The sequence below is a fragment of the Microbacterium hatanonis genome (genome assembly GCF_008017415.1).
In the GTDB taxonomy this organism is placed as follows: Bacteria; Actinomycetota; Actinomycetes; order Actinomycetales; family Microbacteriaceae; genus Microbacterium; species Microbacterium hatanonis.
On record NZ_VRSV01000001.1, the window covers coordinates 1170005 to 1194945 of the forward strand.

At 70.5% G+C, this 24941-nt stretch carries 25 protein-coding genes and 1 tRNA gene; 17 read left to right on the forward strand and 9 right to left on the reverse strand.

Going from position 1 to position 24941, the window contains the following annotated elements; translation table 11 throughout:
- Window positions 1-6: 6 nt before the first annotated feature.
- The gene (locus FVP77_RS05625; RefSeq protein ID WP_116646690.1) at window positions 7-258 is read left to right on the forward strand and encodes a type B 50S ribosomal protein L31; all 252 of its coding nucleotides are present in this window, start codon (window positions 7-9) and stop codon (window positions 256-258) included.
- Window positions 259-306: 48 nt separating this feature from the next.
- Here FVP77_RS05625 and FVP77_RS05630 read toward each other — a convergent pair whose 3' ends face one another.
- Complete coding sequence (locus FVP77_RS05630; RefSeq protein WP_147893623.1) at window positions 307-1029, reverse strand: exonuclease domain-containing protein; 723 nt, start codon at window positions 1027-1029, stop codon at window positions 307-309.
- 75 nt (window positions 1030-1104) lie between these two features.
- Between FVP77_RS05630 and FVP77_RS05635 the strand changes: the two genes are divergently transcribed.
- Window positions 1105-1998, forward strand: coding sequence for an alpha/beta fold hydrolase (locus FVP77_RS05635; protein ID WP_147893624.1), 894 nt, complete (start codon window positions 1105-1107; stop codon window positions 1996-1998).
- Here FVP77_RS05635 and FVP77_RS05640 read toward each other — a convergent pair.
- Window positions 1958-2521 carry a CGNR zinc finger domain-containing protein gene (locus FVP77_RS05640; RefSeq protein ID WP_147894453.1) on the reverse strand — a complete coding sequence of 188 codons (564 nt, stop codon included), beginning with the start codon at window positions 2519-2521 and terminating at the stop codon, window positions 1958-1960. The genes FVP77_RS05635 and FVP77_RS05640 overlap by 41 nt on opposite strands.
- A 71-nt stretch (window positions 2522-2592) precedes the next feature.
- Here FVP77_RS05640 and FVP77_RS05645 point away from each other — a divergent pair, with 71 nt between their 5' ends.
- Complete coding sequence (locus tag FVP77_RS05645; protein WP_147893625.1) at window positions 2593-3579, forward strand: EamA family transporter; 987 nt, start codon at window positions 2593-2595, stop codon at window positions 3577-3579.
- Here FVP77_RS05645 and FVP77_RS05650 read toward each other — a convergent pair.
- The 3 genes from FVP77_RS05650 to FVP77_RS05660 are packed head-to-tail and all read right to left on the reverse strand — an operon-like array spanning window position 3551 to window position 5543.
- Window positions 3551-4024 carry an Lrp/AsnC family transcriptional regulator gene (locus FVP77_RS05650; RefSeq protein ID WP_147893626.1) on the reverse strand — a complete coding sequence of 158 codons (474 nt, stop codon included), beginning with the start codon at window positions 4022-4024 and terminating at the stop codon, window positions 3551-3553. The genes FVP77_RS05645 and FVP77_RS05650 overlap by 29 nt on opposite strands.
- 49 nt (window positions 4025-4073) lie before the next feature.
- Complete coding sequence (locus FVP77_RS05655; protein ID WP_147893627.1) at window positions 4074-4679, reverse strand: histidine phosphatase family protein; 606 nt, start codon at window positions 4677-4679, stop codon at window positions 4074-4076.
- Window positions 4680-4688: 9 nt separating this feature from the next.
- Window positions 4689-5543: a Sir2 family NAD-dependent protein deacetylase gene (locus tag FVP77_RS05660; protein WP_147893628.1), complete on the reverse strand. Its 855-nt coding sequence runs from the start codon at window positions 5541-5543 to the stop codon at window positions 4689-4691.
- A gap of 77 nt (window positions 5544-5620) precedes the next feature.
- Here FVP77_RS05660 and FVP77_RS05665 point away from each other — a divergent pair, with 77 nt between their 5' ends.
- Window positions 5621-6421, forward strand: a complete 801-nt coding sequence (locus FVP77_RS05665) for a TrmH family RNA methyltransferase (RefSeq protein ID WP_147893629.1) — start codon at window positions 5621-5623, stop codon at window positions 6419-6421.
- On the opposite strand, the gene FVP77_RS05670 is transcribed toward FVP77_RS05665, so the two are convergent.
- Complete coding sequence (locus FVP77_RS05670; protein WP_147893630.1) at window positions 6418-7266, reverse strand: SGNH/GDSL hydrolase family protein; 849 nt, start codon at window positions 7264-7266, stop codon at window positions 6418-6420. The two genes, FVP77_RS05665 and FVP77_RS05670, sit on opposite strands and share 4 nt — an antisense overlap.
- A gap of 125 nt (window positions 7267-7391) precedes the next feature.
- On the opposite strand from FVP77_RS05670, the gene FVP77_RS05675 reads away from it, so the two are divergent.
- Both FVP77_RS05675 and FVP77_RS05680 read left to right on the forward strand, forming a co-directional pair.
- Window positions 7392-9254 (forward strand): DEAD/DEAH box helicase, encoded by a 1863-nt coding sequence (locus FVP77_RS05675; protein WP_246133991.1) that lies wholly within the window; start codon window positions 7392-7394, stop codon window positions 9252-9254.
- A gap of 115 nt (window positions 9255-9369) precedes the next feature.
- Window positions 9370-10446 (forward strand): VIT1/CCC1 transporter family protein, encoded by a 1077-nt coding sequence (locus FVP77_RS05680; RefSeq protein ID WP_147893632.1) that lies wholly within the window; start codon window positions 9370-9372, stop codon window positions 10444-10446.
- Between the two features lie 111 nt (window positions 10447-10557).
- On the opposite strand, the gene FVP77_RS05685 is transcribed toward FVP77_RS05680, so the two are convergent.
- Window positions 10558-10643 (reverse strand) — tRNA-Leu (locus FVP77_RS05685).
- A gap of 222 nt (window positions 10644-10865) precedes the next feature.
- Between FVP77_RS05685 and FVP77_RS05690 the strand changes: the two genes are divergently transcribed.
- The 3 genes from FVP77_RS05690 (at window position 10866) to FVP77_RS05700 (ending at window position 14586) form a co-directional block, all read left to right on the forward strand.
- On the forward strand, window positions 10866-12170 hold the full coding sequence (locus tag FVP77_RS05690; RefSeq protein WP_147893633.1) for a M20/M25/M40 family metallo-hydrolase: 1305 nt from the start codon (window positions 10866-10868) through the stop codon (window positions 12168-12170).
- 8 nt (window positions 12171-12178) lie between these two features.
- Window positions 12179-13009 carry an undecaprenyl-diphosphate phosphatase gene (locus tag FVP77_RS05695; RefSeq protein WP_147893634.1) on the forward strand — a complete coding sequence of 277 codons (831 nt, stop codon included), beginning with the start codon at window positions 12179-12181 and terminating at the stop codon, window positions 13007-13009.
- Between the two features lie 119 nt (window positions 13010-13128).
- The gene (locus tag FVP77_RS05700; protein ID WP_147893635.1) at window positions 13129-14586 is read left to right on the forward strand and encodes a serine/threonine-protein kinase; all 1458 of its coding nucleotides are present in this window, start codon (window positions 13129-13131) and stop codon (window positions 14584-14586) included.
- A gap of 9 nt (window positions 14587-14595) precedes the next feature.
- On the opposite strand, the gene FVP77_RS05705 is transcribed toward FVP77_RS05700, so the two are convergent.
- Window positions 14596-15465, reverse strand: coding sequence for a PAC2 family protein (locus FVP77_RS05705; RefSeq protein ID WP_147893636.1), 870 nt, complete (start codon window positions 15463-15465; stop codon window positions 14596-14598).
- 103 nt (window positions 15466-15568) lie between these two features.
- Here FVP77_RS05705 and FVP77_RS05710 point away from each other — a divergent pair, with 103 nt between their 5' ends.
- From FVP77_RS05710 to FVP77_RS05720, 3 genes are read left to right on the forward strand one after another with little or no spacing between them, the layout of a single operon-like run.
- Window positions 15569-16252: an HAD family hydrolase gene (locus FVP77_RS05710; protein ID WP_147893637.1), complete on the forward strand. Its 684-nt coding sequence runs from the start codon at window positions 15569-15571 to the stop codon at window positions 16250-16252.
- On the forward strand, window positions 16249-17256 hold the full coding sequence (locus tag FVP77_RS05715) for a tRNA (adenine-N1)-methyltransferase (protein WP_147893638.1): 1008 nt from the start codon (window positions 16249-16251) through the stop codon (window positions 17254-17256). Before FVP77_RS05710 ends, FVP77_RS05715 begins: the two co-directional genes overlap by 4 nt.
- Window positions 17257-17265: 9 nt before the next feature.
- Window positions 17266-18198, forward strand: coding sequence for an FKBP-type peptidyl-prolyl cis-trans isomerase (locus tag FVP77_RS05720; RefSeq protein ID WP_147893639.1), 933 nt, complete (start codon window positions 17266-17268; stop codon window positions 18196-18198).
- Window positions 18199-18223: 25 nt separating this feature from the next.
- On the opposite strand, the gene FVP77_RS05725 is transcribed toward FVP77_RS05720, so the two are convergent.
- Window positions 18224-19234: a linear amide C-N hydrolase gene (locus FVP77_RS05725; RefSeq protein WP_187266827.1), complete on the reverse strand. Its 1011-nt coding sequence runs from the start codon at window positions 19232-19234 to the stop codon at window positions 18224-18226.
- Window positions 19235-19331: 97 nt separating this feature from the next.
- Between FVP77_RS05725 and FVP77_RS05730 the strand changes: the two genes are divergently transcribed.
- The 5 genes from FVP77_RS05730 to FVP77_RS05750 all read left to right on the forward strand — a co-directional run bounded on the left by FVP77_RS05730 (window position 19332) and on the right by FVP77_RS05750 (window position 24930).
- A complete protein-coding gene (locus FVP77_RS05730; RefSeq protein ID WP_147893641.1) occupies window positions 19332-20324 on the forward strand; it encodes a helix-turn-helix transcriptional regulator in 993 nt (330 codons plus the stop codon).
- Window positions 20321-21295, forward strand: coding sequence for a helix-turn-helix transcriptional regulator (locus FVP77_RS05735; RefSeq protein ID WP_147893642.1), 975 nt, complete (start codon window positions 20321-20323; stop codon window positions 21293-21295). The genes FVP77_RS05730 and FVP77_RS05735 overlap by 4 nt, the downstream gene beginning before the upstream one ends.
- Window positions 21296-21370: 75 nt before the next feature.
- Window positions 21371-21628 carry a Sec-independent protein translocase subunit TatA gene (gene tatA, locus FVP77_RS05740; protein ID WP_147893643.1) on the forward strand — a complete coding sequence of 86 codons (258 nt, stop codon included), beginning with the start codon at window positions 21371-21373 and terminating at the stop codon, window positions 21626-21628.
- 63 nt (window positions 21629-21691) lie between these two features.
- Window positions 21692-22450, forward strand: coding sequence for a twin-arginine translocase subunit TatC (gene tatC, locus FVP77_RS05745; RefSeq protein ID WP_147894454.1), 759 nt, complete (start codon window positions 21692-21694; stop codon window positions 22448-22450).
- Window positions 22447-24930, forward strand: coding sequence for a DEAD/DEAH box helicase (locus tag FVP77_RS05750; RefSeq protein ID WP_147893644.1), 2484 nt, complete (start codon window positions 22447-22449; stop codon window positions 24928-24930). Before tatC ends, FVP77_RS05750 begins: the two co-directional genes overlap by 4 nt.
- Window positions 24931-24941 lie beyond the last annotated feature (11 nt).

Here is a 24941-nt window from a genome sequence, read left to right on the forward strand (position 1 = left end):
ACCCCCATGAAGACTGACATCCACCCGGACTACCGCGCCGTCGTGTTCCGCGACCTCGGCTCCGGCGAGACCTTCCTCACCCGTTCGACGGTGACCAGCGACAAGACGATCGAGCTCGACGGTGTCGAGTACCCCGTCATCGACGTCGAGATCTCGTCCGCATCGCACCCGTTCTACACGGGCAAGCAGCGCATCATGGACTCGGCCGGTCGCGTCGAGAAGTTCAACCAGCGCTTCAAGGGCTTCGGCGGCAGCTGAACCCGACCTTCGTGCAACGGCCTCGCTTCGGCGGGGCCGTTTCTCGTTTCACCGGATGGGCCACGATCCGTCGAGGGGCTCGTCGGGGTCGAGGCGCCCGATGCTGACGAAGTACTCGGTCAGGCTCGCCGCCTGAGCCCGCGCCCACGCGATCTGGCGCGTGTGCAGCTCATCGACCGTGGGCGGCAGCCAGGCGGCGTACCGCTCCGCGAGGGCTTGTGCGACACGCCCGGCCGCAACGGCGTCGGCGGATGCTTCGTGGGCGGCATCGAGACGCACGCGGTAGTGCTCGGCCACCACCGAGAGGGTGCGCTTCCCGCGACGCCAGCGGTCGTAGGCCTTGTCGACGACGAGCGGATCGATGACAGGGGACGGCCTCTCGATCGGCGGCACGCCGTGGCGGACGGCTTCGTTCTTCAGCAGCGAGAAGTCGAACGGTGCGTGGTAGGCGACCACGGGGATGCCCGCATCGAAGAGCGCCCGCAGCGACTCGACGACTTCGCCCACGACCTCGCGCACCGGACGCCCGTCGGCGCGGGCGCGATCCGTGGAGATGCCGTGGATGGCGGCGGCGCCCTCGGGGATCTCGACGCCCGGGTCGGCCAGCCAGTCGCGCGCGGTGAGCACTCCGCCGTCCTGATCGAGGAGGCCGACGTGGGCCGTGACGATGCGATCGGACGTGACGTCGACACCCGTCGTCTCGAGATCGAAGACACCGACGACCTGCGCCCATTCCGGACTCCGGAAGAGGGGGAGGGGCTCCGATTGCATGCCTCACACGGTATGCGGCGGCGCGGACATCGCCGGGGAGGCACTCCGGGCGGGGGCTGCTCGTAGACTCGACGGGTGCCGAACCCGTATGCCGCCCTCCTCGATCGAGTACCCGCGCGGCGGCACGAGGTCGAGGTGCTCGGCGCGACGACGGCCTACTGGGAGTACGGCGCTCCCGGCGCGGCGACGACGATCGTGGCCGTCCACGGCTTCCGCGGCGAGCATCACGGCCTCGAGCCGGTCGTCGCCCACCTCGAGGGCTTCCGCGTGATCTCGCCCGACCTGCCGGGGTTCGGCGAGACGCCGCCGATTCCGGATCGCCGCCACGACCTCGCCCTGTACGTGGACTGGCTGTCGGCTTTCGTCGGCCGCGCAGCACCCGGCGCGGTGATCCTCGGGCACTCGTTCGGCTCGATCGTCTCGGCCGCCGCCGTCGCCGACGGCCTCGCGACGCCGTCGCTCGTGCTGGTCAACCCGATCGGTGCTCCGGCTCTCGAGGGGCCTCGCGGCATCCTCACGCGTCTGGCGGTCTTCTATTACTGGGCGGGCGCGCGTCTGCCGGCTCCCCTCGGCGATGCCCTGCTGCGCAACCGCCTCGTCGTCCGGGGGATGAGCGTCGCGATGGTCAAGACGCGCGACAGAGGGCTGCGCCGGTTCGTCCATGAGCAGCATGACGCCTACTTCTCGCGGTTCGCCGACCGCGACGTGCTGCACGACGCGTTCCTGACCTCGGTCTCGAACGACGTGCGGACCTTCGCGCCCCGCATCGCGGCCCGGACGCTGCTGGTGGCCGCGCAGAAGGACGACATCACGCCGATCGAAGCCGAGCGGACGCTGGCGACCCTGTTCGCAGACGCCCAGCTCGTCGAGATCGAGGACGTCGGTCACCTGATCCACTACGAGACGCCGGCGGTCGCCGCCGGCGCGATCAGGCGCTTTCTCTCGCCTTCCGACGCCGGTACGCGTTGACGTTCATGCGATTGCCGCAGTTGCCGGTGTCGCAGTAGCGCTTGGACTTGTTCCGCGAGTAGTCGATGAACACCGAGGCGCAGTCGTCGGCGTCGCAGACCTGCACCCGGTCGTACTCGTCGGCACGGATGACATCGACGAACGCCATGGCGGTCTCGACCAGCACGCGGGTCATGAGCGGCTCCTGGTCGTCGGTGGCGTGGATGTGCCACTGCTCGAAGCCCTTGTGCGAGACGAGCTGTGGCAGTGCTCCGCCGTCGCTCAGCATCGCGTTCACGAGCGGCACGGCACCGTCGCGACCGACGGTCCAGAGGGCGTGCAGACGGGGGCGGATGCTGCGCATGGCCGCGAGCTCCTCCGCATCGCGCTGCAGGCGCCCCGAGTAGGGGCGCTCATCGAGGAAGCGGTCGAGATCCTCGAGATCGACCAGCCCGTCCACCCCTTCCGACGACCTCTCCGGCGCGGTGTTGACGAGGTCGACGGCGGCCTCGAGGGCGAGTTGGGTGTCATGGATGAAAACCATGTTGACTCCTGACATCGGCGGACGCTAGTGTCACCATCGTAACCACTCCACACTCCTGACAGTCGGAACCCATGACCGCTTCGCTCACCGCCCCCGTTCCGACCGTCCGCGCCACGGGCGCCGGAGGGCTCCTCCTCGGCCTCATCTCCGCCGTCGCCTTCGCGTCCAGTGGGTCTGTCATGAAGCCGCTGCTGGAAGCGGGCTGGTCGCTGGGGGCCGCACTGCTCCTTCGCATGTCGGGTGCCGCGCTCGTCCTCGCCTACCCGTTCTTCCGAGCGGTTCTCCGCGAACGCGGCTTCCTCCGTCGCCACTGGCCGCTCATCGTCGGCTTCGGACTCACCGGCGTGACGGGGTGCCAGTTGTTCTACTTCGCGGCCATGCAGCGCATCCCGGTCGGCGTGGCGCTGCTGATCCAGTACTTCGCGCCGGTGCTCCTCGTCGGACTCGCGTGGGTGCGGACCCGGCGCGCTCCGTCGCGCGTGGTCGTCGTCGGGTCGGTCGCCTCGATCGTGGGACTCGTGCTCATGGTCGACCTGACCGGGGGCTCCTTCGATCTGATCGGCACGCTGTGCGCGCTCGGAGCGGCGATCTGTCTCGGGGCCTACTTCCTCATCGCCGAGCGCACGGGCGACTCCATCCCGCCCCTGGCGCTGGCCGGCGGCGGGCTCCTGACCGGGGCTCTCCTCCTCGGCGTCCTCGTCGTCACGGGTGTCCTGCCGTTCGTCGCGCCACCCGTCGACGTCGTGCTGGGCGGCGTGACCGTGCCCTGGATCGTACCCGTCGTGTGGGTCGTCCTCATCGCGACGGTGTGCGGCTACGCCTTCGGCGTGATCGCCGTGTCGAAGATCGGATCGCGCCTCGCGTCGTTCGTCGGCCTCACCGAGGCTCTCTTCGCCGGCGCGATCGCGTGGCTCCTCATCGGCGAGACGCCGACGGCCGTGCAAGCCATCGGCGGCGCGTTGATCCTCGCCGGTGTGGTGTGCGTGAGGCTCGACGCACGCGGAGCGGGCACGCCGAAGGGCGAGGCGGCTATCGTGCCGGTCGTGCCAGCCCCATGAGCGGGGCGACGCGATAGGCGATGACCTCGCCCATCGCGAGCGACGTCTCGGTGCGCTCGACGCCGTCGATCGCGAGGATGCGCGCATCGGTGTCGAAGAGGTGCTGCGCGTCGCGGCACGCCACGCGGACGAGCAGGTCGACCTGACCGCTCAGCCCATGCGCCTGCAGGACCTCGGGAACGCGGGCGAGCTCGGCCTTGATGCGGGGGAGCTCGGCCTGACGCACCGTCACGTTGATGAACGCGTCGATGGGGAAACCGAGCGCCTCGGTCGAGAACGTGCGCTCGAACGAGTGGAAGACGCCGGAGCGCTCGAGCCGGGCCATGCGGGTCTGCACGGTGTTGCGCGAAAGTCCGAGCCGATCGGCCAGGGCGACGACCGTCGCGCGGGGGTCGTCGACGAGGGCGCGGAGGAGCTCGAGATCGACGGAGTCGAGAGCGGTCATGAGCGAAAACGGTAGCAGGGAACGCGGACACCGCGATCCGCGGTGCGGGTCAGACCGTTGCGGCGACGTAGGACAGCAGCTGCACCCTGTCGCGTTCCATAAGGAACGTGTGCGCCGATCCGTTAGGCAGCCTCTCCCCGGGGACCGGCAGCTCGCCGCCGGTCGCGTGACGGATCACCTCGCGGATCAGCGCGCCGTGGGCGACCACGACGAGGGCGGGGGCGGCGGGGGACGTCGTGCGGCGCGCATCCTGGACCACGCGGCGCAGCGTCTCGAGGGCGCGCCCGCGCAGGTCGTCCCAGGTCTCCGCTCCGGGGACCTCCGCGGTGTACCAGTCGCCCCATCGGGTGCGGAAGTCCACGGCCGTCATGCCCTCGGCATCGCCGTAGGCCCGCTCGCGCAGGCCGCGGTAGCGCCGGGGCTCGTCAGCGCCGAGCTCGGCGGCGATGAGGTCGGCGGTCTCGGCCGCGCGGAGCAGATCGCTGGAGGCGACCACGGTCGCCGCATCCGCGTCGATGACCTCCCGGAGCGCCCGACCTGCGTCGCGCGCCTGCTGTCGTCCGGTGTCGTTGAGGGGGATGTCCGTCGATCCCTGGATGCGCCCGTCGCGGTTCCAGTCGGTCTCGCCGTGGCGCACAAGGGTCAGGATCGTCACCGTTCGAGCCTACCGAGCCGACGGGCGGAGCATCTCCGCGAGCGTCGTGAGCACCTCGCTCGCGCCGGCATCGATCTTCACGGTCGCGCGGGCGTCGACCTTGGTCGCTCCGCGGTTGACGATGACGACGGGCAGCCGGCGGCGTCGTGCGCGCTCGACCAGACGGATGCCGGAGTTCACCACGAGCGACGACCCGGCCACGACGAGCGCGTCGCTCTGGGCGAGGAGTTGCTCGGCCTCACGGAACTTCGCCGGGGGGATGTACTCCCCGAAGAAGACGACGTCCGGCTTCAGGACTCCGCCGCAGACACTGCAGGCCGGCACGCGGAAACCCTCGATGCTCTCGGGGCGCACGTCGCCGTCGGGGCCGAGGAGCACGTCCTCGTCGACGGTGAGCCAGGGGTTCTCCGCTTCGACGCGTTCGGCCAGGTCGCGACGGTCGAAGACCTGCCCGCACTGCAGGCAGAACACGCGCCGCATCGTCCCGTGCAGCTCGACGACGCGCCTGCTGCCGGCGCGCAGGTGCAGACCGTCGACGTTCTGGGTGATGATCCCCGCTGCGACGCCGTCGTCCTCGAGCTTCGCGAGGGCGCGATGACCGTCGTTCGGCATGGCCGCCGCGAACGTCCGCCACCCGAGATGGCTGCCCACCCAGTAGCGGCGACGTGCGTCCTCGCTCGAGAGGAAGTGGGTGACCGTCATGGGCGTGCGCACGGGCGCACCTTTGCCGCGGTAGTCGGGGATGCCGGAATCGGTCGAGACGCCGGCGCCGGTGAGCACCGCGATCGTGCGGCCGGACAGGGCCTTCACGGCCGCCTCGATCGCCGCGGTCGTCGCCGCATCCGCCTGCGTCTCCGCCGTCATGCGCCCACCTCCGTCACCGATTCGAGTGTAGGCCGCGCGGGGCGGGTGCCCGGTCGGTGGCAGAGTGGGGAGGAATCATGCCCATCATCCCCGTCGACGACCCGCGCGATCCGCGCCTGTCGGACTACCGAGACCTGACCGACGTCGCCCTGCGGCGCGTGATCGAGCCGGAGGGCGGGTTGTACATCGCCGAGTCGGCGAAGGTGCTGGCCCGCGCGCTGCGCGCCGGACACCGACCCCGCTCCGTGCTGGTGCAGGAGAAGTGGGTCGCCGAGACCGTCGAGATCGTCGACACCGACGCGGTCGACGTCTTCGTGGTGCCGGCCGCCCTCGCCGAGGACGTCACGGGGTACGCCGTGCATCGCGGCGTGCTCGCGGCCATGCATCGCCCGCCCGAACGCCCCGTCGCCGAGGTCGTGAAGGACGCCCGGCTCGTCGTCGTGCTCGAGGACATCGTCGATCACACGAATGTCGGAGCGGTCTTCCGCAGCGTCGCCGCGCTCGGCGCCGATGCGGTCCTGGTGTCGGCGCGGTGCGCCGATCCGCTCTACCGTCGCAGCGTGCGGGTGAGTATGGGCACCGTCTTTCAGGTGCCGTGGACGCGGCTGCCGGAAGGGCCGGCGGCAACCGCCGCCCTCCACGACGCCGGGCTGCACATCGCCGCGCTCGCGCTGTCCGACGGCGCGGTCGCCCTCGACGCGTTCGCCGCGGATCCTCCCGAGCGCATCGCGCTGATGCTCGGCGCCGAGGGCGACGGACTGAGCCGTCGCGCGCTGGCCGGCGCCGACACGGTCGTCACCATCCCGATGGGCGGGGGAGTGGACTCCCTTAACGTCGCCGCCGCATCGGCCGTCGCGATCTGGGCGCTCCGGCGCTAGCGCGGATCGTCCTTCGCGCCGCTGTCCGCGGCATCCGTCTCCGCGGTGCGTGCGAAGACCGGGGTCGGCTCCGGGCGCTTGGCGTGGATCAGATCGCCCGAAGACTGGTGGCGGAGCCGTCGGAGCACCCACGGCACGAGGTGCGTGCGGGCCCAGACGAAGTCCTTCTCGCGCGCTTGCCGCCAGGTCGTGACCCCCAGCGGGTCGGGCTGCATCGGCTGCAGGTCGTTCGGGACGTTCAACGCGCGCAGCACCATGCGAGCCACCTCGTGGTGACCTAGGGGGTTCATGTGCAGGCGGTCGTCGTCGAAGAACCGCATGTCCTGGATCTCTTTGAGACCCCACTGATCGGCGACGACGCAGTCGTACCGGTCGGCGATGGCGCGGATGTTCTCGTTGTAGATCGCGACCTTGCCGCGGATGTTGCGGAACACGGGGGTGAAGTGCGTGTCGATCCCGGTGAAGACCACGATCGTCGCCCCGCTCGCCGAGAGCCGCACGATGGCGTCTTCGAACTGCTGCGCGACCTGGTCGGGATCGGTGCCGGGACGGATCACGTCGTTGCCGCCGGCCGAGATCGTGATGAGGTCGGGCTTGAGCGCGAGGGCCGGTTCGATCTGGTCGGCGACGATCTGTGCGATGAGCTTGCCGCGCACCGCGAGGTTCGCGTAGGCGAAGTCGTCGACCTGGGCGGCGAGCACCTCCGCGACCCGGTCGGCCCAGCCGCGATGACCGCCCGGCACGGGATCTCCGATGCCCTCGGTGAAGGAGTCGCCGAGGGCGACGTACCGCCGCCACGGGTGAGGGCCGGGGTTGTCTTGGTGCAGTTTCTCGGACTCGATCATCAGCAGGACCTCCGTTTCCAGGCTAGCGGGGAGCCCGGACTCCCTCGCTCGTCGCCGGCGGAGTCCGATGTCGGCGCGACGACCTATCGTTGATGCTTGCGCTCGACGCATCGGAAAGGAGGAATGTGGAAGACGGAACGCTCACGAACCCTCCCGGAACCGACGAGAACGACCCGCATTTCGGCAGCTTCGCCGCCGAGCATCTCTCTCCCACCTACCCGCAACGCGCCCCCTGGGGCACCGCGCAGCGCCTCCGCGCCTGGCAGGCCGAGGCCCTCGACATCTACTTCGGCGCCGACGGTCCCGACGGGGTCGGAAAAGGCCCGCGCGACTTCCTCGCGGCGGCCACCCCCGGCGCCGGCAAGACGACCTTCGCGCTGAGGCTGGCCAGCGAGCTGCTTCGTCGCAACGTCGTCGACCGCATCGTGGTCGTCGCGCCGACAGAGCATCTGAAGACGCAGTGGGCGGATGCCGCGGCCCGCGTCTCGATCCGCCTCGACCCGTTCTTCAGCAACCGTCACTCGGTTCCGTCGCGGCAGTACCACGGCGTCGCCGTGACCTACGCGCAGGTCGCGACGAAAGCATCCGTCCATCACGACCTCATCATGAACGCCCGCACGCTCGTCATCCTCGACGAGGTGCACCACGGTGGCGACGCCCTCAGCTGGGGCGACGCGCTCCGCGAGGCCTACGGGCGCGCGACGCGCCGACTGCTCCTGTCGGGGACACCGTTCCGCAGCGACACCGCTCCGATCCCCTTCGTCGAGTACCACCCCGACGCCAACAACATCCGCATCTCGCGTACCGACTACAACTACGGCTACAAGCGCGCGCTCGAGGACGGCGTCGTCCGGCCGGTGCTCTTCCTCGTCTATGCCGGCTCGATGCGCTGGCGCACCAAGGCGGGCGAAGAGATGGAGGCCCAGCTCGGGCAGGACAACACCAAAGACATCACGTCGCAGGCGTGGCGCACCGCGCTCGACCCGAACGGCGAGTGGATCCCGGCGGTGCTGCGCTCGGCCGACCGCCGGCTCACCGAGGTGCGCGAGCAGGTGCCCGACGCGGGCGGGCTCGTCATCGCCACCGACCAGACGGCCGCGCGCGCCTACGCGGCCATCCTCGAGGGGCTGACGGGCGAGGCGCCGACCGTCGTGCTCTCCGACGAGGCGGAGGCGTCGTCGCGCATCGAGAGGTTCTCGAACGACGACAGCCGATGGATGGTCGCGGTCCGCATGGTGTCGGAGGGCGTCGACGTTCCCCGGCTCGCCGTCGGCGTCTACGCGACCTCGGCGTCGACGCCGCTCTTCTTCGCCCAGGCGATCGGCCGCTTCGTGCGCGCCCGACGGCGCGGCGAGACGGCGAGCGTGTTCCTGCCGCACGTGCCGAATCTGCTCGCCTTGGCCGGCGAGATGGAGCGCCAGCGCGACCATGCCCTCGACCGCGACAGCGACGGCGACGACTGGAACGCCGAAGAAGACATGATGAACGCCGCCGAGCGCGAGGACAAGGCCTCCGACGCGCTCGAGCAGGAGTTCGAGTTCCAGGCGATGGGCTCGCTCGCGCACTTCGACCGGGTGCTGTTCGACGGCAAGGAGTTCGGCCAGCTGGCGGTTCCCGGAACGCTGGAGGAGGAAGAGTTCCTCGGCATCCCGGGGCTGCTCGAACCCGAGCACGTGCACGAGGTGCTGATGGCGAGGCAGGCCAAGCAGGGGCGCCACCGCTCCGCTCGCGAGGCGAAGGAGCGCGACGCCCCCACGGGCGACGCGGTGCCCGACGACGCACCTCCCGCGGCACTGCACCGCACGTTGAAGGAACAGCGCCAACTGCTCAACAGCCTGGTCGGGCTCTACGCGCGTCAGAGCGGCGAGGCCCACGGGCTCGTCCACGCGGAACTCCGACGCATCTGCGGCGGCCCCGCGGTCTCGCACGCGACCGTGGCGCAGTTGCAGGCGCGCATCGAGGTGCTGCGCAAGCGCGTGCACTCCTGAGCCGAACCGGTTCGGATCCCCGAAATGCTGGCAATCCCGGGCTTTCGGGGCGACGTCGTCGTCGGCGCCGTTAGCGTGGGGTGACTTTCCGGATCGCGAAGAGGATCGAACGACTGTGACGGCTGCGCCCACCCCCCGAGACCGACGGCGGTGGGCGAGATACCTCGTCGAAGAGCGCGCCGAGGCGAGGATCTACCGACGGCTCGCCGCCCGTCGGTCGGGAGAGGAGCGGGCGATCCTCCTCTCGCTCGCCGAGGCGGAGGGTCGGCACGAGGCCCACTGGCTCGAGCTCCTCGGGGGCGAGCCCGCGCGGCTGCCGCGACCGGGTATGGGCGGTCGGATGCTGGGGTGGATGGCGCAGCGCTTCGGCTCGATCTTCGTGCTCGCCCTCGCGCAGAACGCCGAGGCACGGTCGCCCTACGACGACGAGCCGTACGCGACCGCGGCGATGGCCGCCGACGAGAAGGTGCACCACGAGGTCGTGCGAGGGCTGGCCGCGCGCGGCCGACGACGTCTGTCGGGCACCTTCCGGGCCGCCGTGTTCGGCGCGAACGACGGACTCGTCTCCAACCTCGCGCTCGTGATGGGGATCGGCGCGACGGGGGTCGCGCCGGGGTTCGTGCTCTTCAGCGGCATCGCCGGGCTTCTCGCCGGGGCGCTGTCGATGGGTGCGGGCGAGTTCGTCTCCGTCCGCTCGCAGCGCGAGCTGCTCGCCTCGACCGAGCCGAGCGACTTCGCCGACGCGGCGATCCCGCACCTCGACATCGACGCGAACGAGTTGGCGCTGGTGTACCGCGCACGGGGGATGGACCCCGAGGAGGCCCTCGAGAACGCCCGTCGCGCGGTCGAGGAGTCGCGCCGGCCCGGGCTTCCGAACCCGCGTGCCCACGAAGCATCCGGTGATCACGAGATCGTGGGCGGCGCATGGGGCGCGTCGATCTCGAGCTTCCTGTTCTTCGCCTCGGGCGCGATCATCCCGGTGCTGCCGTGGATCTTCGGGCTCTCCGGTCTCGCGGCGGTCGTGCTCGCGCTCGCCCTCGTCGGCATCGCCCTGTTCGCCACGGGTGCGATGGTCGGGCTCCTCTCGGGCGGACCGCCCCTGCGCCGAGCCCTCCGGCAGCTGCTCATCGGCTACGGCGCCGCCGCAGTCACCTACGTGCTCGGACTGCTCTTCGGCGTCTCCGCCGGCTGACACACCGCGATCGGCCGAGACGCGCCGCCTGGCGTGGTTTCTCGGCCCATGCGGGTGTCCGAGCGCGAAACGAAGAACGGCCCCCCTGTCGGGGAGCCGTTCTTCGTTCTGTGCGCGAGGGGGGACTTGAACCCCCACGCCCTAATACGGGCACTAGCACCTCAAGCTAGCGCGTCTACCTATTCCGCCACCCGCGCATTGGGTGTTTTTCGGTTTCGCAACCGAGGAACGACATTACCATGCACCGGAACGCACGGCGAACCACCCCGGGGTTCGACGGGCGGATCAACACATCGGTGCGCGAATCCACGCCGTGAATCAGCCGGTCGATGTGGGCTCGAACGGGCATGTGTGGATTCGTGACGCGTATGCGCTCCGCCGAAACAAGACCGACGCGACAGCGCGATAACCTAGCCCTCATGCCCACGCCTGACGACGGCCTTCCCGAGGTCGCCCGGATCGCCGCGGACCTCATCCGGTTCGACACCTCGAACTTCGGCGGAGGGACGGCGAACGGGGAGCGCGAAGCCGCCGAGTACGTCGGCGCCTACCTCGAGGGGCTCGGGCTGACCCCCGAGTACTACGAGCCCATCCCGCGGCGCACCAATGTCGTCGCGCGGGTGGCGGGGCGGAATCGAGACAAGCCCGCCCTGATCCTGCACGGCCACCTCGACGTCGTCCCCGCGATCGCCGAGGACTGGAGCGTCGATCCGTTCGCCGGCGAGATCCGCGACGGGATGCTGTGGGGCCGCGGCGCCGTCGACATGAAGAACATGAACGCCATGATCCTCACCGCCGTCGCCGACCTGCTGCGCGCGGGCGAGCAGCCCGAGCGCGACCTCGTGCTGGCGTTCTTCGCCGACGAGGAGAACGGGGGAGTGGAGGGTTCGGCGCTCGTCGTCCGCGACCGTCCCGAATGGTTCGCGGGCGCCACCGAGGCCATCAGCGAGGTGGGCGGTTACTCGATCACGTTCGGCGACCGCCGTGCGTACCTGCTGCAGGTGGGCGAGAAGGCCCTCATCTGGGTCAAGCTCGTCGCGCGGGGCCGTGCCGGCCACGGCAGCCGGCTGCACCCTGACAACGCCATCACGAAGCTCGCCGAGGCCGTCGCCCGCCTCGGCCGGACGACCTGGCCGGTGCGTCTCACCGACACGACCACCGAGTTCCTGGAGGCGGTCACCCGCCTCACCGGCGACTCGGCCGGGGGCGACCCGGATGCACTCGCCGAGCGGGCGGGCGCAGCATCCGCGTTCCTCCGGTCGACCCTCCGCACGACGACCAACCCGACCGGCCTGACCGCGGGATACAAGCACAACGTGATCCCCGACCGTGCCGAGGCGCTCATCGACGTGCGCGTGCTCCCGGGCACCGAGGCCGAGTCGCTCGAGGAGATCCGCCGCATCGTCGGCGACGAGGTCGACATCGAGATCGTTCACCAGGACATCGGCCTCGAGGTGCCGTTCCGCGGCGAACTGGTGGAGGCGATGGTGTCATCGCTCGGCCGCCACGACCCCGGCGTCCCCGTGATCCCCTACCTGCTGGGTGCCGGCACCGACAACAAGGCGCTGGCGGCCCTCGGGATCGCCGGCTACGGGTTCGCTCCGCTGCGGCTGCCCGCCGACCTCGACTTCACCGGCATGTTCCACGGCGTCGACGAGCGCGTGCCCGTCGACGCGCTCGTGTTCGGCCAGCAGGTGCTGACCGACCTCATCCGGACCTACTAGGAGCGCACATGCAGTTCATCGAGGCCATCGTCCTCGGTCTGGTCCAGGGCCTGACCGAGTTCCTGCCGATCTCGTCCAGCGCGCACCTGCGCATCGTGGGGGAGTTCCTGCCGTCGGCCACCGACCCCGGGGCGACCTTCACCGCGATCACCCAGATCGGCACGGAGCTCGCCGTGCTGCTCTACTTCTGGAAGAAGATCGTGCGCATCATCGGGCGGTGGGCGCAGTCGCTGACGGGCAAGGTGCCCCGCAACGACCCCGATGCGCGTCTGGGTTGGCTCATCATCGTGGGGACGCTCCCGATCGGTGTGCTGGGCTTCGCGTTCCAGAGCGTCATCCGCGACACCTTCCGCAACCTCTGGTTGGTCGCGATCGTGCTGATCGTGTTCGGTCTCCTCCTCGGAGCCGCCGACCGCTGGGGCTCTCGGCGCCGCGAGATGGAGCAGATGACGTTCCCGCATGGCCTCGGGCTCGGCTTCGCCCAAGCCCTCGCGCTCGTCCCGGGCGTGTCACGGTCGGGAGCCACGACCACGCTCGGTCTGGCGTTCGGGTACACCCGCCCCGCCGCAGCGGAGTATGCGTTCCTCCTCGCCGTGCCCGCCGTGTTCGGCAGCGGCTTCTACGAGCTCTACAAGAGCTTCGAGGAACCCGGCGGGCCGTACGGTGCCGGGGAGACCGCCGTGGCGACGGTCGTGGCCTTCGTCGTCGGGCTCGGCGTCATCGCGTTCCTCATGCAGTACATCAAGAAGCGCAGCTTCCTTCCCTTCGTGATCTACCGCGTGGTGCTCGGCGTCGCGCTGCTCGTGCTGCTGTCGACCGGGGTGCTCCAGGCCTACTGAGTCGCGCGAAGCCCAAGCGCATTCTCCGCCCCGCGTCAAGAGCGGATCGGGCCGGTGTCCCTCCGGATAGTTTCAGCCGTGGCGCGCGCCACCCGTCGCGGCGCCATGGAGGGCCCTCGATGACACCCGACGACGACGCCCCGACCGAGGCCCTGCTGGATGGTCGCTACCAGCTGCAGGAGTGCATCGGCGAGGGCGGTATGGCGCGCGTGCACCGCGGTTTCGACCACGCGCTCGGACGCTCCGTCGCGATCAAGGTCATGCGCGACGGCACCGAGAACGCGACAGCGTTGGAGCGTGCCCGCGGCGAGATGGGGGTGCTCGCATCGCTCAGCCACCCCTCGCTGGTGACGCTGTTCGACGCGCGGATCGCGCCGGGTCGGGTGAGCTACCTCGTCATGGAACTCGTCGACGGCCCAACCCTCAGCGCCGTGCTGCACGACGGCCCGCTCGCCGCTCGCGACGCGGCCCGTCTGGCCGCCGAGCTCGCCGACGCCCTCCACGTCGTGCATGCGGCCGGGATCGTGCACCGAGATATCAAGCCCTCGAACGTGCTGCTGTCACCGCCCAGCCTGCCGGGCCGACCGCATCGGGCGCGCCTGGCCGACTTCGGCATCGCCTACCTCGTCGACAGTACGCGAGTGACGACGCCGGGCCTCGTGGTGGGGACCATGGCCTACCTCGCTCCCGAGCAAGTGAAAGGGGAGCCGCCGGCCCCACCCGCCGACATCTACGCTCTCGGGCTGCTCGTGCTGGAGGCGCTCACCGGCGACCGCGCTTTCGGGGGGATCGGCGGCGTCGAGTCGCTCGTCACCCGCGTGACGTCATCGCCCGACGTGCCCGATGCGCTCGGCGACGAGTGGGCCGGGCTGCTGCGACGGATGACCGCGCTCGATCCCGCGCAGAGGCCGACCGCGTCGGAGGTCGCGGCGTCCGCCGCGGCGCTCGAGCACACCGCGAACCCGCTCGAGACGGCCGCGACCGCGGTGGCCCCGGTCGCGTCACGACCCGTGCCGGCGCCCCCCATGTCCGAGTTCACGGCGCCCAGCGTCTCTCGCGCTGCGCGCCGCCGGCCTCGTCGCCCGCTCCGGTGCGGGCTCGCCATCGTCGGGGGAACGACCGCGGCCGCCGCGGTGATCGTCCTCGGTGCCTGGCTCTTCGGCGGTCCGGGGGCCGCCGTGCCCTCGCCGGCTGAGACCGTCGCTGTCGACACCGTCCCGTCCGACGCGCCGACGACGGAACCCGAGGTCGACGTCGCGACGGTCGACTCCGACACGGGCGACTCGTCGCCGGTGGCGCCGACGGACGGCGTCGTGGTCGACCCGGGCCGGAACGAGCCGGACGCGGGAACCGGCGGGAACGGCGAGGCGCCGCCGGCCGGCCCGGACGACACCTCCCCGGCGCAGTCGCCCGTCATCGCGCCCGGCGTCTCGAACGGCGGCGACCGCGCCGCGGAGGTCGCAGCCGACAACGCACGCAAGGCCGACGAGCGCGAGGCGGCGAAAGCCGCCGCCGAGGCCCAGCGGGCCGCCGAGAAGGCGGCGAAGGAGGAGAGCAGGCCCGGCGCGAAGCCGTGAGCGCCGCCGTCAGCGTCGGGGCGGGTCGTCCCTGCCGGGCTTCGTCGGTCCGTCGCCGCCCCGGCGCAGGTAGCGCTCGAACTCCTGCGCGATGGCATCGCCGGATGCTTCGGGGGAGTCCCACGTGTCGCGGGTCTGCTCGAGCTGGCGGATGTAGTCGGTCATCTCCTCGTCGTCGGCCGCCGCTGCGTCGATGGACGCCTCCCAGGCGGCGGCATCCACCGCGAGGGTCGCGCGCGGCACCTCGGCGCCGGTGACGTCTTCGAGTCGGTCGAGGAGCGCGAGGGTCGCTTTCGGCGAGGGGGTGTGCCCCGCGACGTAGTGGGGGATGCTCGCCCACAGGCTCGCCGACGGGATGCCCGCAGCATCCGCCGCATTGCCGAGCACCGACAGGATGCCGACCGGACCCTCGTAGGTGCTCCGCTCGAGACCGAGCTGGTCGCGGACGCTCTCGTTCTCGCTGCCCGCGAAGATCGAGATGGGCCGCGTGTGCGGAACGTCCGACATCATCGAGCCCAGCGCGACGAAGCCCGTGATGTCCTCGCGGAGGGCGACGTCGATGAACTCGCTGGCGAAGGCCTGCCACGCGCGGGCGGGCTCGACGCCCGTGAGCACCCAGAGCTGTGTGACACCGCGCTGCGTGCGGATGGGGCGGTAGAGCGTGGCCTCGGGCCAGCGCAGGCTCCGTCCACCGTCGCCGTCGGCGACCATGTGGGGGCGCGTGTACTGGTAATCGAAGTACAGCTCGGGATCGGCGGAGAAGACGGGCTCGTACTCGCCCTGTTCGCGCAGGAGCGTCACGGCGGCGGATGCCGCTTCGCCCGCGTCGTTCCATCCGTCGAACGCGCAGACGATGATTCGGCGACCCAGTGCTTCCACGCAACCTCCTCTGCCGCGACGGGATGCATCAAGGATAGGTGCATCTCCTCGCCGAGCGGCCCTCGGCCGCGGGCGCGAGGGTCGTCCCGGTTACGATGGACGGATGACCAGAACCATGCCCGCGGCCGTCCTGTGGGACATGGACGGCACGCTCGTCGATACCGAGCCGTACTGGATGGCGGCCGAGACGCCCCTCGTGGAGAGCTTCGGCGGAACGTGGTCGCACGAGCAGGCGCTGGGTCTCGTCGGCCTGGGCCTCGAGGACTCCGCGCGCATCTTCCAGGCCGCCGGCGTGCGACTGAGTGTCACCGAGATCATCGACCACTTGACCGACTCGGTCATGGCGCGCCTGGCCGAGACCGGTGTGCCCTTCCGCCCCGGCGCGCGCGAGCTGCTCGCCGATCTCAAGGCGCAGGGAGTGAAGACCGCTCTCGTGACGATGTCGATGCGGCGGATGGCCGACACTGTCGTCGACCTGATCGACTTCGACGCCTTCGACGTCGTCGTCGCGGGCGATGACGCTCGCCGCCCGAAGCCGTTCCCCGACCCGTACCTCCAGGCCTGCGAGGCGCTCGGAGTCGACATCGCCGACGCTGTCGCGATCGAGGACTCCCCGAACGGCCTGCGATCGGCCGTCGCCAGCGGAGCCGTCAGCCTGGGCGTTCCCCTGATGCTGCCGCTCGAGGGCGTGGGCGCGCACGAACTGTGGCCCAGTCTGGAGGGCCGCACCGCGGCCGACCTCGCCGCCCTGCACGCCGCCCACGTGCGAGCGGTGGACGCACGATGAGCGAGATCCCCCGGCTGAGCGGACCTTTCCGCGTCGGCGACCGCGTGCAGCTGACGGGCCCCAAGGGCCGGCTGTCGACCATCACGCTCCGCGAGGGCGGAGAGCTGCACACGCACCACGGCGTGCTGCGTCATGAAGCCCTCGTCGGCCAGCCCGACGGCAGCGTGGTCGTCAACAGCTCGGGACACGAGTACCTCGCGCTCCGCCCGCTCCTGCGCGATTTCGTCATGTCGATGCCCCGCGGAGCCGCGATCGTCTACCCGAAGGATGCCGCGCAGATCCTGTCGCAGGCCGACATCTTCCCCGGCGCCGTCGTGGTCGAGGCCGGCGTCGGCTCGGGGGCGCTCTCGCTCTGGCTGCTACGGGCGATCGGGGCCACCGGCCGTCTCGTCTCGTTCGAACGCCGCGAGGAGTTCGCCGACGTCGCCAAGGCCAACGTCGAAACCTATGTCGGCGAGTCCCCGGCGACCTGGGAGGTCGTCGTCGGCGATCTCGTCGAGGCGCTCCCCGAGGCCGTCGCTCCCGCGTCGGTCGACCGGGTCGTGCTCGACATGCTCGCACCGTGGGAGTGCATCGACGTCGTCGCCGACGCCCTCACCCCGGGCGGCGTCGTGCTCTGCTACGTCGCGACCGCCACTCAGCTCAGCCGCGTGGCGGAGTTCATCCGCGCGACGGGGCTGTTCACCGAGCCCGACGCGAACGAGACGATGGTGCGCGGTTGGCACGTCGAGGGTCTCGCCGTGCGTCCCGATCACCGCATGATCGCCCACACCGGGTTCCTCCTCACCGCGCGCCGCCTGGCGCCCGGTGCCGTCGCTCCCGAGCAGAAGCGGCGGGCGTCGAAGTCGAGCTACGGCGACGAGGACGTCGAGCTGTGGACCCCCGGCGCCGTTGGCGACCGCCAGATCACCGACAAGAACCTCCGCAAGCGGGTTCGCGAGGCGCAGAAGGCGGCCGACGGCGTACGCCAGGCGGGGCAGGATGCTGCGGAGTCGAACCCGTAGACTGTCCCGGTGCGCAGAATCCCGGTAATCGTCGCTGTGACCGCCCTCGCTGCGGCGGGTCTCGTCGGCTGTGCGTCGACCTCCGTCGACGCCTCGTGCCCGCGTCCGTCCGCATCGTCGACGACGTCCGACCTGATCGACGTCTCGGGGGCGGTCGACACCGCGCCCGACATCGAGGTCCGCACCCCGTTCCACGTCGCCGAGACGACCTCGTACGACCTCGAGACCGGTGACGGAGCGCAGATCACGACCGACTCGCAGCTCGTGGTGCTCGATCTCTCCCTCGTCAGCGGCGAGACCGGGCAGCCGCTGGTCTCGACCTCCTACACCGGTGACACCAGTCGCCCGCTGAGCCTGACGCAGTGGGAGCAGACGTTCCCGCAGTTCGGTGACGCGCTGATGTGCGCGAGCGAAGGCTCGCGCGTCGTCGTCGCGCTGTCGGCGGACGGCGTCTCGCCCGACGCCGTGGCCGGCCTCGGACTCGAGGACGGGGAGTCGGCGATCGCCGTCGTCGACGTGCGCAAGGTCTATCTGCCCAAAGCCGACGGCGCCGACCAGTACAACGACGCCCGCGGTCTGCCGACGGTGGTCCGGGCGCCCGACGGCCGTCCCGGGATCATCGTCCCCGACGCCGACGCGCCGATCGATCCTGTCGTCCAGGTGCTGAAGAAGGGCGACGGCGCCGAGGTCAACGACGACGACAGCGTGCTGTTCGCCTTCACCTCGGTCGACTGGGACGACCCGAAGACCACCGTCAACACGACGTGGGATTCCGAGCCGCTCCGCCAGACGCTCGACGCCCTTCCGCCGGTGATCGCCGACGCGCTGCGCGGGCAGCCGGTCGGTTCGCAGCTGCTGGTGGTGCAGCCTGCGGGCGATGCCGACGCCGCGCAGTCCGAGCCCGCGATCGTCTACGTGATCGACGTTCTCGGAGTCGGCTGAAACCGGTCCGGCTCGACCCCTGCGGTCAGATCGTCACTGAGGCGAAACCGCCCGCGACGAGTTCGAGCTGTCGCGGTGCGTCGCCGGTGAAGTCGGTCGCGTCGAGGTCGACCGCCACCGGCGTCGGGTTCGCCTGCGTGCGCACGATGTAGCGACGCGCGGTGAGGCTCGAGATGCTCGACCACTTCGTCTGGTCGTCCTGCTCGATACCCGTGCCACCGACACCGCTCATCATGCCGACGGGGATGTCGAAGTTGTTGAGGGCGTGCAGGCTCAGCAGTTCGAGCGCGTCGGCGTCGTCGGGTGGCTGCAACGTCATGACGTAGGCGGTGGCGCGCAGGAACCGTCCCGCACTGCCCGAGTCTCCGGGCAGCCCGACGAACCCCTGCCCCTGGGAAAGGGGAGCGAACTCCACGCCGCGGATGGCCACGGGCGCGGGGTTGGCCGCGGTGAGGCGAGGAAGCCAATTGCGCACGTTCTCGTGGTGCCACGGGAGGTAGGGGGCGTTCGTCGCGACGCCGAGAGGGTTGTCGCGGTGCTGCTGAGCGCCGTCCTCGAACTCGATGACGCCCGCGGCACCCGTGGCGTCGTGCAGCACGAGGTGCAGGGGCGGTACGCCCTGGATCACGGGATTGTCCCGACCCCACACGCGGATACCGGCGAATGCCTCGAAGACCTCTCCGACCGTCGCGCACGTGGTGAGGGCGAAGACGACGGCGTCCAGCACGTCGAGTGTCGTCGACGCGTCGTCGCCCGGCTCCTCGTACGAAGCGAATCCGGGCATGTAGAGGGCCCCGGCGTAGAGGCCCTTCTCGTTCATACCGTCGGTCAGCAGCTGCGGGGTTCCGACGGCATCCATCCCGACGACGCCGTACCGGCTGGTCCACGAGATGCCGTCCGCGGCAGGGGCCGTCGACGTCAGCGCGAGCCCGCGCGGGATGACGGTCAGCCGGGCGCCGAGCATGTCGGGGAACTCCATCGTCCTCGCGACGCAGACGCTGCCGTCCGTCGCCCGCAGTTGGAAACTCGTGCACATGCCCGACCCCTCCCGTCGCGCACCCGTCCGGGTGCATTCGCGCGTCAGGCTACACCTCGGCGGCCACCGCAATCCCTCCCGCCCGTAGGATGAAGGCGTGCCCTCGCCCGCCTCGAAGAACGCCCCGGAAGAGCGCCTCGTCAATCTCGTGGTCGCTCTCATGGCCACCGAGCAGGGGCTGACGAAAGACACCATCCTGTCTTCGGTCGCGGGCTATCGGGAGCAGTCCGAGGCCGGCGCTTCGCGCGACGCGCTCGAGAAGATGTTCGAACGCGACAAGGAGAATCTCCGCGGCCTCGGGGTGCCCATCGAGACGATCGGCGACTACGCCGATCCCGACGACCTCCGGGAGGCCCGCTACCGCGTGCCGACGGCGGAGTACGAGCTGCCCGACGACATCGAGTTCACCCCCGCCGAGGTCGCTCTGCTCAACCTCGCCGGAGGCGTGTGGGGGTCGGAGTCGCTCTCGGCCGACGCCCGCAGCGGCCTTCGGAAGATCCGGGCGCTCGGCATCGAGGTCGATGAGCCGATCATCGGCTACGCGCCGCGCATCAGTCTGCGCGATGCCTCGTTCCCGCCCCTGCAGCGCGCGATCGAGCTCAGTCGCGTGGTGGAGTTCGCCTACCTGCGCCCCGGCGAAGAGACCGCCCGGGTGCGCCGCATCCGTCCTCTCGCCCTCGTCGAATACGAGGCGCGGTGGCACGTGTTCGGAATCGATCTCGGCGTCGAAGCCGAGCGCACGTTCCTCCTCTCCCGCATCGTCGGGGATGTCGTCGTCACGAAGGAGTCGTTCGACTCCACCCTGCGCACGGGCGCGGGGGAGCGGGGTCTGGCCGGACTCCGCGAACTCGCGTCGCGCCAGAGCGCGCTGCTGGCCGTGCATCCCGGAACGGAGGCCGCGTTGCGCTTGCGTCGTCGCGCGAGCACCGAGGGGCAGGAGATCCGCGTGCCCTACGTCGACGTGCACGTCTTCGCCGACGAGATCGCGTCGTACGGACCCGAGGTGCGCGTCGTCGAGCCCGCCGAACTGCGCGATCAGGTCATCCGGCGGCTCGAAGCGACGCTGGCGCTGCACGGAGGGCCATCATGAGCGCCCGGCCGCTGATCGCAACCGATCGTGCCGCCCTCATGCTGCAGCTCGTCCCGTACCTCGTGGGCAAGGGCGAGGTGTCGATCGCCGAGGCCGCGGACGAGTTTGACGTTACCCCCGATCAGATGCGGGCGATGGTCGAGAAGCTCACCGTCATCGGGCTCCCCGGCGACGGTGGTTTCTGGCAGCTGCCCCACGACCTCTTCGACATCAACTGGGATCTGCTCGACGAGCGCGATCTCATCGTCATCACCAACACGGTCGGACTCGAGCGCTCCCCGAAGCTCAGTGCGCGAGAGGCCGCTGCGCTCCTCGCCGGGCTCCAGCTCGCTCGCACCCTGCCGGGCGTGGGCGACAGCCCGCTCGTCGCGGAGCTGCTCGCCAAGCTCGCTCGCGGGGCGGCGACCGCGCCGGCCGACGTGATCGTGGCGCCCGGCCCCGTCGACGGGGTGCGCGACGTCGTCGCCGACGCGCTGCGCCGGGGCGTGGCGGTCTCGTTCACCTATCGCGCTCCGGATGCCGCGGCCACCACGCGCACCGTCGATCCCGTGAAGGTGCACATCGCGAGCGGCCAGTGGTACCTGCAGGGATGGTGCCACCTCCGCCAGGCGGTGCGCACGTTCCACCTCGAGCGGGTGAGCGATGTGGTCCTCACCGACATCCCCATCACGCACGGCGGGGAGCCGGTGCCGGCGCTGTTCGAACCCGGCGAGAACGATCCCGTCGCGCGGGTGCGGTACGACCCCGCGGTCGCACCCCTTCTCGGCGTCTACCTGGAACGCGCCGTCGTCGACGAGTCGGGCGACAAGCCGGTCGCCACGGTGCGCGTCGCCGACGAGCACAGCCTGAAGCGTCTCGCCGCCCGCCGGGGCGGCCAGGTCGAGATCCTCGAACCCCTCGCCGCCCGCCGGGCCGCCGCAGCCTGGGCTCAGGCCGGGCTGACGCAGTACCGCGACGCGCACGGCGCATAGGCGACCCACAGCCGCGTCATCAGCCTCGCCGCAGTCGGCGGGGTTAGACTGGCCACGCACCTCGAGAAGGGAACAATCATGGCCGGTCTTACAGGATGGCACCTCCTGATCGTTCTCGCGGTCATCCTCCTCCTCTTCGGAGCCGCGAAGCTCCCCGCTCTGGCGAAGAGCATGGGCCAGTCGGCCCGCGTCTTCCGCAGCGAGATCAAAGAGATGAAGAAGGAAGACGCTGCCGACCCGACCACCGCATCGCCGGTCGTCGCGCCGGAGGTCCGCGATGCCTCGAACGTCGCGGCCGACCCCGCGCGCGGTACCGTCGACCCCAAGCCCTGACCTGTCGTGGTGACGACCGAGCCCCCTCGCGTGGGAGGGCGTGAGCCGCGGCGCGATCGACGCATGTCGCTCGGCCAGCACCTCGTCGAGCTGCGGAAGCGGCTGATGATCGCCGCTCTCGCCCTGGTCATCGGCATGGTCGTCGCCTTCTTCATCACCGGGCCGGTGATCGATGTGCTCACCGAGCCCATCCGCATCGTGGCGGAGCAGCGCGGCACCGATCTCGTGGCGCTGAACTTCGCCGGAGTCACGTCGGGCTTCGATCTCCGGATGCGGATCGCCTTCGCCCTGGGTCTTCTGCTGTCGGCCCCCATCTGGCTGTGGCAGATCTGGGCGTTCATCATGCCCGGGCTCACGCGGTCCGAGGTGCGCTACACGATCGGCTTCGTCGCCGCCGCGGTGCCGCTGTTCTTCGGCGGGTGCGTCGTCGGGGTGTTCATCATGCCCCACATCATCGAGCTGATGGCCACGTTCGTCCCCGAGCAGGGGGCGCAGCTGTTCGAGGCGGCCAACTACTACGACTTCGTCTTCAAGCTGCTCATCTTCATCGGCGTCGCGTTCGTGCTCCCGGTCTTCCTCGTGGCTCTCAACTTCGCCGGCGTGATGAGCGGAATGGCGATCCTGAAGGGATGGCGTGTCGCCATCCTGATCGCCACGATCTTCTCGGCCCTGGCAACGCCCGCGGCCGACGTCGTGAGCATGCTCGGCCTCGCCGGCATCCTGATCGTGCTGTACCTCGCCGCGGCCGGCCTCACCCTGCTGCTCGACCGCCGCCGCAGGAAGCGTCAGGAAACCCTGCTCCCGCCGGAAGCCACCGCGTGAGTTCTCTCAGCCCGGCCGAGCGGTTCGCTCGGGCATCCGAGCGCGTGAGCCACCCGCGTACGGCGGACTTCGCCGCCTCCCAGCGGTTCGAACTCGACGAGTTCCAGATCGCCGGATGCCAGGCGCTCGAAGAGGGCCGCAGCGTTCTGGTCGCCGCGCCCACGGGCGCCGGCAAGACCATCGTCGGCGAGTTCGCGATCCATCTCGCGATGCTCGAGCCGGGCGAGAAGGCCTTCTACACGACGCCGATGAAGGCGCTGTCGAACCAGAAGTTCCGCGAGCTCGTCGACGTCTACGGGGCCGGTGAGGTCGGTCTCCTGACCGGTGACACCAACATCAACGGCTCCGCGCGCATCGTCGTGATGACGACCGAGGTGCTGCGCAACATGCTCTACGCCGACTCCGGCGCGCTCCGAGGCCTGCGGTACGTGATCATGGACGAGGTCCACTACCTCGCCGACCGGTTCCGCGGCGCGGTGTGGGAGGAAGTGATCATCCACCTCCCGCCGAGCGTGCGATTGGTCTCGCTGTCGGCGACGGTGTCCAATGCCGAGGAGTTCGGCGACTGGCTCGACACGGTCCGCGGCGACACCGCGGTGATCGTCTCCGAGACGCGCCCTGTGCCGCTCGAGCAGCACGTGCTCGTGCGGGGCGATCTGCTGCCGCTCTTCGACGACCGAGCCGGCGTCGCCACCGCGCAGGTGAATCAGGAGCTGCTGCGTATGCGCTCCGCGGGTGGGACGACCTACGAGAACAATCGGCGCGCCCAGGCCGGTCGCAGCTCCCGCCACGCGGGCTACGAGGTGCAGCGCGGGCGCTCGTCCCAGCGCGGCTCGCGTCCGATCGGCAACACCCACGCGCAGCGGATCGAACGGCTCGACCGGCCGGAGGTGGTCGCACTCCTCGAGCGCGCCAACCTCCTCCCCGCGATCTTCTTCATCTTCAGCCGTGTCGGCTGCGACGCCGCCGTGCAGCAGGTCCGCCGCTCGGGTGTGCGCTTGACCACTCCCGAGGAACGCGACGAGATCCGCCGAGTGGTCGAGGAGCGCACCCGCAGTCTCCTCGAGGAGGACCTGTCGGTGCTCGGTTTCTGGGACTGGCGCGAGAACCTCGAGCGCGGCGTCGCCGCCCACCACGCGGGCCTCCTTCCGGCGTTCAAGGAGGTCGTGGAGGAGCTCTTCCAGCGCAAGCTCGTCAAGGCCGTCTTCGCGACGGAGACCCTCGCGCTGGGCATCAACATGCCCGCACGCACCGTGGTGCTGGAGAAGCTCGAGAAGTTCAACGGCGAGGCGCGTGTCGCCATCACGTCGGGGGAGTACACGCAGCTGACCGGGCGCGCCGGTCGCCGCGGCATCGACGTGGAGGGTCACGCGGTCATCCAGTGGACCGCGGCGTTGGAGCCGCAGTCGGTCGCCGCCCTCGCCTCACGCCGCACCTACCCGCTCAACTCGAGCTTCCGCCCGACGTACAACATGGCCGTGAACCTCATCGACCAGTTCGGACGTGCGCGTTCGCGCGAGATCCTCGAATCGTCGTTCGCGCAGTTCCAGGCCGATCGCGCCGTCGTCGGGCTCGCACGCCAGGTGCGCGAGGCCGACGAGTCGCTCGCCGGGTACGAGAAGGCGATGACCTGCGACCGGGGCGACTTCCGCGAGTACTCCGAGATCCGGCGCCAGCTCGCCGATCTCGAGAAGCTCAACCGGCGCGACGCGACGGCCTCGCGCGCGACGCGCGAGCAGCGGCAGCGGGAGCTGTCGGGCCTGCGCAAGCGCATGCAGCGCCACCCCGCGCATTCCTGCCCCGACCGCGAGAGTCACGCGCGGTGGGCGGAGCGGTATTGGAAGCTGAAGCGCAGCACCGACAAGATCAGACGCCAGATCGAGCAGCGCACCGGCACGGTCGCGCGCATCTTCGACCGCGTCGTCGATGTGCTCGATGCCCTCGACTACGTGGCCGAGCGCGACGGGGTCACGACGCTCACACCGGCCGGCCGCACGATGCGCCGCATCTACGGTGAGCGCGACCTGCTCATCGCGGAGTGCTTGCGACGAGGTCTGTGGAAGGAGCTGGATGCGGCGGCTCTGGCGGCCCTGGCATGCAGCCTCGTCTACGAGCCCCGTCGAGACGACGCCGGCCCGGGAGAGCACGGTCTGCCGCGCGGTGCGTTCCGCAAGGTGCTGTCCGACACCGAGACGCTCTGGCAGCAGCTCGACGACCTCGAGCGCGACCACCATCTTCCGGGCACCGAGCCGATCTCGGCCGGCCTCGCCTCGGCGATGCATTCGTGGGCGCGCGGTCTGCCGTTGGATCGCGTCCTGGCCGACGCCGACATGGCGGCGGGGGACTTCGTCCGCTGGTCGAAGCAGACCATCGACCTGCTCGACCAGATCTCGCTCGTCGCCGAGCCCGCGCTTGCCGGAACCGCTCGCAAGGCGCTCGACGCGGTGCGCCGCGGCATCGTGGCGTACGCCACGGTGTGACCCGCCGCAGC